Annotated in this window: 9 protein-coding genes; 1 reads left to right on the top strand and 8 read right to left on the bottom strand. The window is 73.9% G+C overall.

Translation table 11 applies throughout. The annotated features are described in order from the left end of the window. Positions 1–20: 20 nt before the first annotated feature. The 3 genes from ACIBEA_RS03720 to fusA all read right to left on the bottom strand — a co-directional run bounded on the left by ACIBEA_RS03720 (position 21) and on the right by fusA (position 4,451). A complete protein-coding gene (locus tag ACIBEA_RS03720) occupies positions 21–773 on the bottom strand; it encodes an SOS response-associated peptidase (protein WP_399257528.1) in 753 nt (250 codons plus the stop codon). A gap of 42 nt (positions 774–815) precedes the next feature. Beyond that, on the bottom strand, positions 816–2,150 hold the full coding sequence (locus ACIBEA_RS03715) for a pyroglutamyl peptidase (protein ID WP_399257526.1): 1,335 nt from the start codon (positions 2,148–2,150) through the stop codon (positions 816–818). Between the two features lie 144 nt (positions 2,151–2,294). Further along, the gene (fusA, locus tag ACIBEA_RS03710) at positions 2,295–4,451 is read right to left on the bottom strand and encodes an elongation factor G (RefSeq protein WP_399257524.1); all 2,157 of its coding nucleotides are present in this window, start codon (positions 4,449–4,451) and stop codon (positions 2,295–2,297) included. A 455-nt stretch (positions 4,452–4,906) separates the two neighbouring features. Between fusA and ACIBEA_RS03705 the strand changes: the two genes are divergently transcribed. Then, positions 4,907–7,564: a SpoIIE family protein phosphatase gene (locus ACIBEA_RS03705; RefSeq protein WP_399257522.1), complete on the top strand. Its 2,658-nt coding sequence runs from the start codon at positions 4,907–4,909 to the stop codon at positions 7,562–7,564. 111 nt (positions 7,565–7,675) lie between these two features. Here ACIBEA_RS03705 and ACIBEA_RS03700 read toward each other — a convergent pair whose 3' ends face one another. From ACIBEA_RS03700 to ACIBEA_RS03680, 5 genes are all read right to left on the bottom strand, one after another. Then, positions 7,676–8,056, bottom strand: a complete 381-nt coding sequence (locus tag ACIBEA_RS03700) for a peptidase inhibitor family I36 protein (protein WP_399257520.1) — start codon at positions 8,054–8,056, stop codon at positions 7,676–7,678. Positions 8,057–8,289: 233 nt separating this feature from the next. Further along, positions 8,290–9,708, bottom strand: coding sequence for an FAD-dependent oxidoreductase (locus tag ACIBEA_RS03695; protein ID WP_399257517.1), 1,419 nt, complete (start codon positions 9,706–9,708; stop codon positions 8,290–8,292). A gap of 74 nt (positions 9,709–9,782) precedes the next feature. Further along, positions 9,783–10,715 carry a 2-dehydropantoate 2-reductase gene (locus tag ACIBEA_RS03690; protein WP_399257515.1) on the bottom strand — a complete coding sequence of 311 codons (933 nt, stop codon included), beginning with the start codon at positions 10,713–10,715 and terminating at the stop codon, positions 9,783–9,785. After that, entirely contained in the window at positions 10,712–11,254 is a 543-nt protein-coding gene (locus tag ACIBEA_RS03685; protein WP_399257513.1) for a winged helix-turn-helix transcriptional regulator, read from the bottom strand. Before ACIBEA_RS03685 ends, ACIBEA_RS03690 begins: the two co-directional genes overlap by 4 nt. A gap of 53 nt (positions 11,255–11,307) precedes the next feature. Next, positions 11,308–12,564, bottom strand: a complete 1,257-nt coding sequence (locus tag ACIBEA_RS03680) for an ATP-binding protein (RefSeq protein WP_399257511.1) — start codon at positions 12,562–12,564, stop codon at positions 11,308–11,310. Between the last annotated feature and the right edge of the window lie 6 nt (positions 12,565–12,570).

Raw genomic sequence — 12,570 nt, 5'->3', positions numbered from 1 at the left:
GTCCCGCCCTGGCGCCGAGGCTACTCCGGGGGCGGGGTCGCCGCACCGCCGGCCGGGGCGAGGAGCCGGGGGCCGTTGTTGCGGACGCTGTTGACCTCGGTGGACACCGCGCGCACCGCCAGGAACCCGTCGGCCGGGGTGTGCAGCAGGGCGCGCAGTTCGTGGGTGTCGTGGCGGGTGGGGTCGAGCCAGGCTCCGTAGTCGTCCCGGTGCAGGGCGAGGGGCATGCGCGGGTGCACGCGGCCCGCCGCGTCGGTGGCCTCGGTGGTGATGATCGTGCAGGTGGTGAGCCACGCGGTCGGATCGTCGGCGTCCGCGACGGCCGGATCGCGCCAGAACTCGTACAGCCCCGCCATCGCCATCGGCGCGCCGTCCTCGGGCGCGATGAAGTACGGCTGCTTGTAGGCCTTCGCCCGGTCCGTGGCGGGGACGGCCTCCCACTCGTAGAAGCCGTCGGCGGGCAGCAGGCACCGGCGTTTCGTGAACGCCTTGCGGTAGGCGGGCTTCTCGTGGACGGTCTCCACCCTCGCGTTGATCATGCGGGAGCCGACCCCCGGATCCTTCGCCCACGAGGGCACCAGGCCCCAGCGCACGGGCCGCAGCCGTCGCTGCACCGCGCCGCCGTCGCGGTCCGCGCGTTCGAGCACGGCCCACACGGGGTCGGTGGGCGCCACGTTCCAGCTCGCGGCGAGCGCCTCACCGGGATCCCAGTGGGCGTCGAAGAGTCCGGCCAGGTCGGCCGGGGCGCGGGTCGAGGCATAGCGGCCACACATGGTGTCCACTGTGCCACCCCGACACCCCGGCCGCCCGCAGTGCTAGGGCAGGGTCCGCGTGGAGCCGTGGGCGGCGGGCCGGGCCGAGTTCCGGAGGATCGCCAGCACCTCGTCGGCGATGGCCGTCTCGTTCTGCTCGAAGGTGGCGTCGCTCAGCCGGGCCGGGTCCGCGGGCAGCCCGTTCAGGACGGGGGTGTGCAGGTGGCCGCCGGGGAGCCGGGGGTTCAGTTCCGTACGGAGCCGGTTGGAGCGGTAGGCGACCTCGTTGGAGAGGTAGCCGCCGCCTCCGCCCGCGACGGCGCGGGAGCCGGGGGTGGGGCCGTCCTCGCGGTCCACGGGCCGCTGCTGACCGGCGGGTATCTCGGTGACGGTGGTGTTCAGTCGGACCGGGAAGGGGCTCTGGACGGCGGTCATGGCGTCGGTGGGCAAGGTGGTGCGCAGGAACTCCGCTCCCGGGCCCATGCCGGGCGCCGTGACGGGGTGGTCGTAGGTGCCTCCCGACAGGGCTGCGGCGTTGTCGGGGTAGGGGTCCGCCGACCGGGCGCGACCGGCCCAGGCCTCCAAGGTGAAGATCCCGGGATAGCCCTGGCTGATGCTGGTGATCATGTCGGCGGCCCGGGGCCCGGCCGCGAGGCGGGGTCCGTACGCTCGCTCCACGATCCCGGCGTCGAAGTCGGCGTAGCGCACGGGCAGGACGACGGCCCGGATCTCCACGGGGGTTCCGTCGGCGAGCGTCACGCGGCGGCCGTTGAGTCGCAGGACCGCGGAGCCGGAGGGGTTGGCCCGGCGCGGTTCGGCGTCCAGGCCGAAGGGGTCGAATCCGCTGACGAACAGGCGGCGCACCCCGGGGGCGCCGCGGAAGTCGTTGGCGGTGAGTCCCCGGGAGGCGTCCTCGAAGCGGCTCCGCAAGGCCGCCCGGTCCACCGGGAACCCCGGTCGCCAATCGGCCAGTTGGACGGTCATCCGCAAGCGGGTCCAGTACAGCGGGCGGTCGTCCCCGGCGGGCAGGTCCCCGCCGGGGCGCCGCCCCTGGGCCCGGTTCACGGAGGCCTGCCACAGCGCCTCGCCCCAGGCGTCGAGGAGCCGGCCGGCCTCGGCGGCGTCGCGCGCGCCGCAGAGCGCGGCCGGGAAGCGGCGTACGAAGTCACCGAAGGCGGCCCGCTCCGTGAAGGCGGCGGTCCGCGGGTCGGCGAGCCGGGCCTGTTCCGGGTCGCCGGTGGAAGCGGAGTCCGCGGTGGCGGACGCGGGGGCCGCTGCGGAGGCGGAGGCCGAGGAGCCGCAGCCGGACGGGGCCGCGGCGTGCGCGACGGCGGGCGGGAGGACCGCGGTCACGCCCAGCAGGGCAGCGGCGAGGGCCGTACTACGTAAGATCATCATGCCATGTGACATTACATAGCAGGGTGGTGGCGGGGTCAGTCGAATTCGGGGCAACCGCGGGACGCGACCGCAGGGCCCCCGCCCGAAGGCGGGAGCCCTGCCGTTCCCGAGGTTCGCGACATTCCCGAGGGGAACGTCGGCCGGCTAGCCGGCCGTCAGCACCCGCTCGCGCACCGTCGCCGGTACGGGGGCGTACCCCGTCGGCCGGGAGGTGAAGGTCCCCCGACCCTGGGTCCGGCTGCGCAGGCGCGACGCGTAGCCGAACAGTTCGGCCAGCGGCACGGCCGCCGTGACGGTCGTGGTCCCGGTCCGGGTGACCGAGCCGGAGACCCGGCCGCGCCGGGCCGCCAGGTCACCGAGCACGCTGCCGACCGCGTCCTCGGCCACGGTGACGACGACCTCGACCACCGGTTCCAGCAGCTCCATCTCGGCCGCGCGCAGCGCCTCGCGCAGCGCGAACCGCCCCGCCGCCCGGAACGCCATCTCCGAGGAGTCCTTGGAGTGCGTGGCCCCGTCGGTCAGCGTGACCCGCAGCCCGGTCACCGGATGACCGCCGAGGGGACCCTCGACGAGCGCGTCCCGGCACCCGGCCTCGACCGCGCGGACGTACTCCTGCGGAACCCGGCCGCCGACGACCGACGACCGGAAGACGAGTCCGCCGTCGCCGCGGACCGCTCCGTCCGGGGCCTCGACGCCCAGGGGCTCGACGTCGATCACCACGTGCGCGAACTGACCGGCGCCGCCGTCCTGCTTGACGTGCCGGTAGACCAGCCCGGACACCCCGCGCGCCACCGTCTCCCGGTAGGCCACGCGGGGCCTGCCGACGTCGACGAGCAGGCCGTGGCCGCGCCGGAGCTTCTCCACCGCGACCTCCAGGTGCAGCTCTCCGAGACCCGACAGCAGGGTCTGACCGGTCTCCCGGTCCGTCCGCACGACCAGCGAGGGGTCCTCCTCGACCAGGCGGCCCAGCGCCGTGGACAACCGTCCGGTGTCCGTGGCGCCGCGCGCCTCGACCGCCACGGACACCACGGGCGCCGCGACCGTGGGGGGTTCCAGGACCAGCGGTGCGCCCGGTGCGCACAGGGTGGCACCGGCACGGGTGGACTTGAGCCCGACCACGGCGACGATGTCCCCGGCCACGGCCCGGTCCACCTCGGCGTGCCGGTCGGCCTGCACCCGCAGGATCCGGCCGACGCGTTCGGTGCGGCCCGCCGTCGTGTCCAGCACGGTGTCCCCCTTCCTCATCGTTCCCGAATAGACGCGCAGGCAGGTCAGCCGCCCGGTCGCCGTCGCGTTCACCTTGAAGGCCAGCGCGGCGAACGGCGCCGAGGGATCGGCGGCGCGTTCCTGCTCCGCCCCGTCCAGGGTGCCCCGCACCGGCGGCACGTCCGTCGGTGCGGGCAGGTACGCCACCACGGCGTCGAGCAGCGGCTCGACGGCCCGGTCGCGGTACGCCGATCCGCACAGCACGACCACGCCCTCGCCCCCGTGGGTCAGCTCGCGCAGGGCGGTGACCAGCGTGGCCGGGGTGAGCGCCGCGGTGGCGCAGTACTCCTCCAGGGCGGCCGGGTGCAGCTCCGCCACCTGCTCCTCCAGCAGGCGTCGTCCGCGCAGCGCCTCCTCGCGCAGCTCCTCGGGCACGTCGAGCACCTCGAAGGACTGCGGACCGCTGCCGGTGGCCGCGGCGGTGGTGGCGCTCCAGACCAGCGCGCGCATCCGGACCAGGTCGACGACGCCGGTGAAGCCGTCCTCCCGCCCGATGGGCAGCTGGACCACCAGCGGGACGACGTGGAGTCGCTCGCGCAGCGAGGTGACGGCCGCGTCGAGGTCGGCGCCGACGCGGTCCATCTTGTTGACGAACGCGATGCGCGGCACCCGATGGCGGTCGGCCTGGCGCCACACGGACTCGCTCTGCGGTTCCACGCCCGCGACGGCGTCGAAGACCGCGACGGCCCCGTCGAGCACGCGCAGGGACCGCTCCACCTCGTCGGAGAAGTCGACGTGTCCCGGTGTGTCGATCAGGTTGATCCGGTGGCCGTCCCAGGTGCAGCTGACCGCCGCCGCGAAGATGGTGATCCCCCGGTCGCGCTCCTGCGGGTCGAAATCGGTGACGGTGGTGCCGTCGTGGACCTCGCCGCGTTTGTAGGTGGCGCCGGTGGCGTAGAGGACCCGTTCCGTGAGGGTGGTCTTCCCCGCGTCGACGTGCGCCAGGATGCCGAGGTTGCGGATCGCGGCGGCGCCGTTCGCCGTGGCCGCGGTGGTCGTGGTCGTGGTGGTCGTGGTGGTGGGTTCGGTGCGCATGGCCCGAGGCCTTTCCGAGGTGTGGGGCAAGAGGGCTGCGCGATGGCGGGCGGAACAGCGGTGGCGGCCCGCGGGCACGCCGCGGGACCGGAATCACCGGTCGGAGGGGAGGAAACCTTCACCCGTCGCCCGGACGTCCGGTGACGGCCGCGCAGCCGTCACCGGGAAACCGAGGACACCAAGATCACGTCGTACCGCGACCGGGGAACGAGGACGGTGGTGTGCTCACACACGGCCCTGCTCCCCTCGTTCGGTGGATCGACGACATGCGCACCGCGATCTCGTGGCGGCACGCAGTAGCGAGTGTAGGGAGCCCGTCCGGGCACGGCACCGGGTTTTTCCGGCCCGTCCGCATCACCGGACCGCGTGGGAAACGCCGTCAGCCGTACCCCGGGCGCCCGGCAGTGCTACAAAGGGTTGGTGACCCATCCTTGCAACCCGTACCGGGGACGTCGGTGCGGTCACTGAGCCGGAACCGCCCGCGCAGCGTCGCCCGACAGGTCTTCATCCTCCAGGTGGCGATCGTGGTGCTGCTCGCGGCAGGTGCGGTGCTGGCCCTGCTGCTCCAGTCCCGGCACGACGTCGACCGCGAGGCCCGCAACCGGTCGGTGGCGGTCGCCCAGACCTTCGCCCACTCCCCCGGTCTGCTCGCCGCGCTGCGCGCCCCCGATCCGTCGAAGATCCTCCAGCCGCTCACCGAGGTCGCCCGGAAGGACGCGGGGGTGGACTTCATCGTCGTGATGGACACCCACGGGATCCGCTACACCCACCCGCTGCCCGACCGGATCGGGAAACGGTTCGTCGGCACGATCGAGCCCTCCCTGGCGGGCCGGGTGCAGACCGAGAGCGTCCGGGGGCCCCTGGGCAAGGAGATCCAGGCCGTGGTGCCGGTCTTCGCCGAGGGCGACAGCGGGCCCGTCGTGGCCCTGGTCTCCGCCGGGCTCACGGTGAACAACGTCACCGGCGTCTTCGACCGCCAGCTCCCCGTCATCCTCGGGGCCAGCGCGGCCGGCCTCGCTCTGGCCACGGCCGGTGCGGCACTGATCAGCAGGCGCCTGCGCCGGCAGACGCACGGGCTCGGGCCGCTCGAAATGACCCGGATGTACGAGCACCACGACGCGGTGCTCCACGCCGTCCGCGAGGGCGTGCTGATCACCGACGGCACGGGACGGCTGCTGCTGGCCAACGACGAGGCGAAGCGGCTGCTGCGCTTGCCCTCCGACGCCGAGGGGCAGCTCGTCGGAGAGCTGCCGCTGGACGGGCACGTGGCGGACCTGCTGCTGTCCGGCCGGGTCGCCACCGACGAGGTGCACGAGGCCGGGGAGCGCCTGCTGGTGATCAACCAGCGGCCGACGCGTCCCGGCGGCGGGCCCGAGGGCGCGGCGGTCACCATCCGGGACTCGACCGAGATGCGCGTGCTGAGCACCCGCGCCGAGGCGGTCCGGCGACGGCTCAAGCTGCTCTACGACGCCGGTGTGGGCGTCGGCACGACCCTGGACGTGGAACAGACGGCCCAGGAGCTGGCCGACGTCTCCGTGCCGCGCTTCGCCGACTTCGCGACCGTGGAGCTCGCGGAGGCGGTACTGCACGGCGACGAGCCCACCAACGCGGCTCCGGACCTGCGCCGCACCGGGTTCAGCGGGATCCGGGACGACGTGCCGCTCTACCCGCGCGGCCGGCTGATCGTCTTCGCCCCCTCCACCCCGCAGGCAGGGGCCCTGGACACCGGGCGGGCCGAGCTCATCCCCCGGCTCGCCGACGCCGCGGGCTGGTACGCGCAGGAGCCGGCGCGGGCCCAGGCCATCCTCGACTACGGGGTGCACTCGCTCATCACCGCGCCGCTGAAGGCCGGGGGCGTGGTCCTCGGCCTGGTCAACTTCTGGCGTTCCGACAAGCCCGAGCCCTTCGACGAGGAGGACCTCTCCCTCGCCGAGGAACTCGTGGCCCGGGCGGGGATCACCATCGACAACGCACGGCGCTACACCCGGGAGCACGCCCTGGCCGTGACCCTCCAGCGCAGCCTGCTGCCGCGTGAGCTGCCCGAACAGAGCGCGGTGGAGGTGGCGCACTTCTACCTGCCCGCCCAGTCCGGCGTGGGGGGCGACTGGTTCGACGTGATCCCGCTGCCCGGCAGCCGGGTCGCGCTGGTGGTCGGCGACGTCGTCGGCCACGGACTGCACGCCGCGGCGGCCATGGGGCGGCTGCGCACCGCTGTGCTCAACTTCTCCTCCCTGGACCTTCCCCCCGACGAGCTGCTGTCCCGGCTGGACGACCTCGTGCAGTACATCGGCCAGGGCGGCGAGGGCGGGGCCGACACCGGCCTGCTGGGCGCGACCTGCCTCTACGCCGTGTACGACGCGGTGAACCAGAGCTGCACGGTGGCGCGGGCGGGGCACATGCCCCCGGTGCTGGTGCGGCCGGACGGCGCCGTGGAGATCCCGGAGCTGCCCGCGGGGGCGCCGCTGGGATTGGGCGGTTTCCCCTTCGAGTCCACGGAACTCCAGCTGGGCGAGGGCACCCAGCTGGTGCTGTACACCGACGGCCTGATCGAGGACCGGACCCGTGACATCGACGAGGGGCTCGACCTGCTGCGGACCGCCCTGGCCCACACCGATCCGCAGTCGAAGCCGCAGGACACCTGCCGGACGGTCCTCGCGGCGCTGCTGCCCGCGCGGCCCCGCGACGACGTGGCCCTGCTGGTCGCCCGCACGTCGGCCCTGGCCCCGGACCGCATCGCCGAGTGGGAGGTGCCGTTCCACGCGAGCGCCGTCGCGTCGATGCGGGCCCGCGCGGTGGCGAAGCTGGCGGACTGGGGCCTGTCGGAGCTCTCCTTCGCCACGGAACTGGTGCTGAGCGAGCTGATCACCAACGCCATCCGGCACGGCGCGGAACCGGTCCGCGTGCGGCTCCTCTTCGACCGCGTGCTGACCTGCGAGGTGTTCGACGCCAGCAGCAGCTCGCCCCGGCTCCACTACGCCACCACCACGGACGAGGGCGGTCGTGGACTGTTCCTCGTCGCCCAGCTCAGCCGCCGCTGGGGTGCCCGCTACACGCCCGAGGGCAAGGTCATCTGGTCGGAGCAGCCGCTGCCGGGTCCCCCGCAGGACGACTGAAGGCGGGTGGCGACCGGGGGTTCCCGGCCGCCACCCGGCCACGGGCCACAGCCCGTCGCATTCACCACCACCACGCATTCGGTAATTCAATACTGGATTACCGAAGGGGGGTTATTGCGGCTTGAAGGAGCGGATCTGATAACTCCCCTGGAGATTCCCGCTGCCACCGGAGGGCGTCGAGCCGACGCGGTTGTTGTAATTGGTTCCGGTGTAGTACTGCTTGCGCTGGCCCGTGCTGTTGGCGACGGACCGGACGTTCTGGCCGTTGCGGATGAAGCTGCAGTCGTCGGCCGTGTTCGCGCGCTGGGCGCTCTGCCACTGACAGCGCGTTCCGGTGCCGTCCCAGCCGCTGTAGATGCAGAACCAGCCGGTGGAACAGTTGTAGGCGGTCGGGCCGGGCGGAGCGGCCGGGGCCGCGAAGGCGACGGGGGCCGTGCCGAGGGCGGCGACCAGGGCCAGGGAAGCCATGACGAGGGGGCGGGCGATGCGCATGATGGAATCGATCCCTCTTCCATTTCGAAGCGAATGTTCCGTGGATCGTTCGCATCATGGAGGCGTCCGCGGCGCGCGCCCAGTGCCCCTTTCGTGAAAACGATGCATTCGCGCCGCACCCGGATCCTGGGAAATATCCCCGGACCTGCCGCGCAGGCGCGTCCGGGGATTTCCGTTCCGTCCGAAAAGCCATCCGCCATCCGGGTTCGCACCCCTGCGGGTGCGCCCCCTGGTCAGCTGGGCGTGCGCCGGGGCGCTCCCCGCCGGGACAGCGCCTGGGCGACGACCTTGCGCACGACCGACGGGTGGAAGAGCGCCGCGGGCGAGGCCACCATGTTGACGACCCCGACGAAACGGGTCCACACCCGCGGGTCCCGGGCCGACACCGCGAAGAGGTGCTTGTTGTACCAGTGGGCGATCCGGGCCGGGAGCGGCTGGCCGTCGCGGTTCCACATCAGGTCGGAGTTGCTCGACAGGGTCCAGGGGGCGACCAGCAGCCGGGCCACCCGCCCCTGGTACCGGCGACTGAGCCCGTCCAGTCCACGGCCCTTGACCCGCAGCTCGGTCAGCATGCCCTGGAGGAGCTCTGCCTCCATCGCGGCCACGGTGAGCCCCTGGCCGTAGACCGGGTTGAACACGCAGACCGAGTCCCCCACGGCGAGCAGGCGCTCGGGCCAGTTCTTGCTCTGGTGGAAGAGGTTCCACTGGTTGTTGACGTTGACGTAGCGGTGGACGGCCTCCGGGCGCTCCCGCTGTTCGAGCTGGCCCGCGAGGTGGGGGTTGCCCAGGCTCCGGGCGAAGCCGAGGTAGCCGTCGTCGTCGGTGGGCGGTGCCTCGTCCCCGAATCCGAACAGGGAGCACATCCAACGGTTGTTCTCGACGGCCAGGATGACGCCGCCGCGGGAGACCCGGGGCGCGAACGTCATCTGGTAGGCGATGTCGAAGTCCGGCGGGTTCTTCTCGGGCCGGTCGAAACTCATCGAGGTGTACGTGATCTTCGCCTTGACCACGCGTTTGTCGGGTACGGGCACCCCCAGGTCGGCGAGGCGGCGGTCCAGTCCGCCGGCGCGCCCCGAGGCGTCGACGACCAGGTCGGCCGCCAGCTCGACGCTCTCCCCCGCGCCCTCCGCGGCGGCCCCGGCGGCGGCGTCCGCACCGACCACCCGGTAGGTGACGCTGCCGACGCTGCCGGGGCGGCCCGTGACCAGGGCCTCGCAGCGGGCCGAGGGCACCAGCCGCACCCCGGGCAGTGCCATCACCCGCCGCCGGAGCCTGCGTTCGAGCTCGTCGCGGGTGAAGGACTGGACCCGGACCCCCGTCCGGCAGCGCGGCGCGAGTCCGGCGGGCAGCAGGAAGTCGATGCGCTCCCCGTAGTCGAAGACGGGCGCGCCCCGCTCCTCCATTTCGGCGCGCAGGCCCGGGAAGAGCGCCTCCAGGACCTGCGAGCCCTTGGCCAGTACGGCGTGGGCGTGGTATCCCTGCGGCGCGTGCGGATGGGTGCCGGTGTCCTCGTCGACCGCGTCCCGCTCCAGGATCACCACCTCGCGGAAGTGGTCCGCCAGGACGCGGGCCGTGACCAGCCCCGCGTGCCCGCCGCCCACCACCACGGCCGTGCCCCACCGGTCGCCCCGCGTGCGCATGCGTTTCCCCATGATCCCCTCCTTCTCCGACGACTTGTTACCCGACGACTACACCGGGCAACCCGCACGGAAGGAGGACGCGGGCGCTACTCCTTCGTCACGCGCCGCTGGTGCACGCGCAGGTGCAAGGTGGCCAGTTCCAGCAGCGGGACGGGGACGGACAGGGCGCGGGCGCGCGCGAGCAGGTCGCCGAAGACGTGCTCGACCTCGGTGGGGCGACCGCTCTGCAGGTCGCGGTACATCGAGGGGGTGAGGGGAGAGCCCGCGGCGGTGACCGTCGCGGCCGTCGCGGCGCGTTCGGCCTCGGGGACCGGGTACCCGGCGGCGGCCGAGACCGCGGCGGCCTCCGCGAGGACCGCCCGGCCCAGTTCCTCGCCCCCGGTGGCCGCGTTGACCTCGCCGACGGAGCCCCGCATCAGGCAGGTGACGGCGGCGAGGGTGGTGATGAAGACCCACTTGTGCCACATCGCGGCGACGATGTCCTCGACGTCGGGGCTCGTGATCCCGGCGCCGTTCAGCGCAGCGCGGATCTCCCGGACGCGGGCGGAGGGGTCCGCGGACGCGGGACCGGTCTCCCCGACGAGCAGGGCCCGGGGCGGGGCCATGCGGAGGATGTCGCCGTCGTCGTCGAGGGTGGTGACGACCTTCGCCACTCCGCCGAGCACGGCCCGCTCCCCGAACCGCGCGCCGAGGGAGTCGAGGTGGGCCATGCCGTTGAGCAGCGGGACGATGGTCGTGCCGGGGCCGACGGCCGGGGCGAGGTCGTGCGCCGCCGCTGCGAGCGCCGTCGACTTCACCGAGAGCAGGACCAGGTCGTAACCGCCCGAGAGCGTGTCGGCCGTGGTGAGACGGGGTTCGAGGACGAACTCCTCGCCCTGGCCGCTCACCCGCAGCCCGCGCGTGGACAGCGCCGCGGCGCGGCCGGGGCGCACGAGGAAGGTGACGTCCTGTCCGGCCCGGGCGAGGAGGGCGCCGAAGTAGCCGCCCGCGGCGCCCGCGCCGACTGTCAGGATTCTCATGTGGAAGGTCCTTTCGTGAGGGGCAGCGGCCGCAGCAGGCGGTGCGGCCGGTGGAGGGCGGCGGTGACCGGGTCGTCGTCCGGGGACGGCGGCGCCAGCCCGGGTCCCGGCACCAGCACCAGATCCGCCGCCTCGACGGGGGCTCCGCACCCGGTGCACCGGCCGTCGGGGGCGACGTACGCGTCGTCGTCGGCGTGCCGGAAGGCGCGGCGGGGGCCACCGGGCGCGGGGTGGTGTTCCTCGCCCCACAGCGTGAGGGCGCGGACGGCCGGCCAGAGCCCGACGCCCTTGTCGGTGAGCACGTAGACCTCGCGCTTGCCGCCGTCGGGCACCCGGGCGAGCACCCCGGCCCGGGTCAGGCCGGTGAGGCGGTCGGTGAGGACGGCGCGCGGGACGCCGAGGTGGGCGACGAAGTCCGCGAACCGGCGCACCCCGAGGAAGGCGTCGCGCACGATCAGCAGCGTCCAGCGCTCGCCGATCACCTCCAGCGAGCGGGAGAGCGCGCAGGCCTGGCCCTGGTAGTCGCGAGGGAGCGTCATGGCGCCACCCTACCCAAAGAGTTCGGTGACCGAACTGATTTTGCGTGCCGGGCTCAGGCCGTCGGCGCTCCGGGGGCCAGGTCGAGGGTGGCGACCGCGCCGCCGTCCGGAGCGTTCGCGAAGTCCAGCCGGGCGCCCAGCACTTCGGCCTGACCGGCCGCGACGGTCAGGCCCAGGCCTTGGCCGCTGCCCCGGTCCGCGGCCCCGGTCCGGAAGCGCTGCGGCCCCTCGGCGAGCAGGATCGCGGGGAAGCCGGGGCCGTGGTCCCGGACGACGATCCGCGCGCCGGTGACGGTGATCTCGACGGGGGCCGCGCCGTGCCGGTGCGCGTTGGTGACGAGGTTGACCACGATCCGTTCCACCCGCCGCGGGTCGGTCTGCACCACCCGCTCGTCCTGGACCAGCACGCGGTCGCCCGCGCCGCTGCGGCGCAGCACGTCGATCACGAACTCGCCGAGCGGCACCGCGTCGAGCCGGGCCCGTTCCGCCCCCGCGTCGAGCCGGGAGATCTCCAACAGGTCCTCGACCAGGGCGCCCAGCGTCCGCGCCCGGTCCCGGACCAGCCCGGCCGCCTCGTCGTCGTCGGGGAGCAGCCCGGCGGCGGTGACCAGGCCCATCAGCGGGGTGCGCAGTTCGTGCGCGACGTCGGCGGTGAACCGCCGCTCGGCCTCCAGCCTGCGTTGCAGGGCGGCGGCCATCTCGTCCATCGCGGCGGACATCTCGGCGATCTCGTCCCGGGCCCGCCCACGGACCCCGATCCGCGCGTCGAGGTCGCCGTCGGCGATCCGTCGGGCGACCCGGGCGCCGCCGCGCAGCCGCCGGTTCATCGGCTCGGTGGCGAGGGCCGCGAGCGGAACGACGACGGCGAGGGCCGCGAGTACGGACGTGACGATGCTGCGGTCGAGGAGCTGGAGGCCGCGCACCTCCATGCTCATGTCCGTCCGCAGGACGAGCACCCGCTCGCCCGCGACGGGCCTCGCCGCCCACAGCCAGTACCAGTTGGGGGCCTTCACGTCGTACCAGGTCGCGTAGAGGGCGCCCGGATCCTTGCGCGCGAGCTCGCGCGCGAGCGGGGCGTCGAGCTTCCCTGGTTCCGACACCTCGACGTCGAGCGGTGCCTTCCCGGTACGGTCGTACTCCCGCTCCGCCGCGGCCAGTCGAGTGGAGATCCGGTCGAGCCCGGCCTGCCGCCCGCGCCGCTCCATCGCGTCGTGCACGAGCACGCCGATGACGGCGGCGACCGCACAGCAGGCGGCGGCGGTCAGCGCGGCGACCTTCCAGCGCAGGGCGCGGGGGTTGAGGAACGCCATGGCAGC

Source organism: Streptomyces sp. NPDC051555, from assembly GCF_044454405.1.
Taxonomy (GTDB): domain Bacteria; phylum Actinomycetota; class Actinomycetes; order Streptomycetales; family Streptomycetaceae; genus Streptomyces.
This window is presented reverse-complemented; position numbering and strand designations above follow the sequence as displayed.

Coding starts and splice junctions, on each gene's coding strand:
- ACIBEA_RS03700 (WP_399257520.1), bottom strand. CDS start 8,056: ATGCGCATCGCCCGCCCCCTCGTCATGGCTTCCCTGGCCCTGGTCGCC.
- ACIBEA_RS03715 (WP_399257526.1), bottom strand. CDS start 2,150: ATGATGATCTTACGTAGTACGGCCCTCGCCGCTGCCCTGCTGGGCGTG.
- ACIBEA_RS03720 (WP_399257528.1), bottom strand. CDS start 773: ATGTGTGGCCGCTATGCCTCGACCCGCGCCCCGGCCGACCTGGCCGGA.
- ACIBEA_RS03695 (WP_399257517.1), bottom strand. CDS start 9,708: ATGGGGAAACGCATGCGCACGCGGGGCGACCGGTGGGGCACGGCCGTG.
- ACIBEA_RS03690 (WP_399257515.1), bottom strand. CDS start 10,715: ATGAGAATCCTGACAGTCGGCGCGGGCGCCGCGGGCGGCTACTTCGGC.
- ACIBEA_RS03680 (WP_399257511.1), bottom strand. CDS start 12,564: ATGGCGTTCCTCAACCCCCGCGCCCTGCGCTGGAAGGTCGCCGCGCTG.
- fusA (WP_399257524.1), bottom strand. CDS start 4,451: ATGCGCACCGAACCCACCACCACGACCACCACGACCACGACCACCGCG.
- ACIBEA_RS03685 (WP_399257513.1), bottom strand. CDS start 11,254: ATGACGCTCCCTCGCGACTACCAGGGCCAGGCCTGCGCGCTCTCCCGC.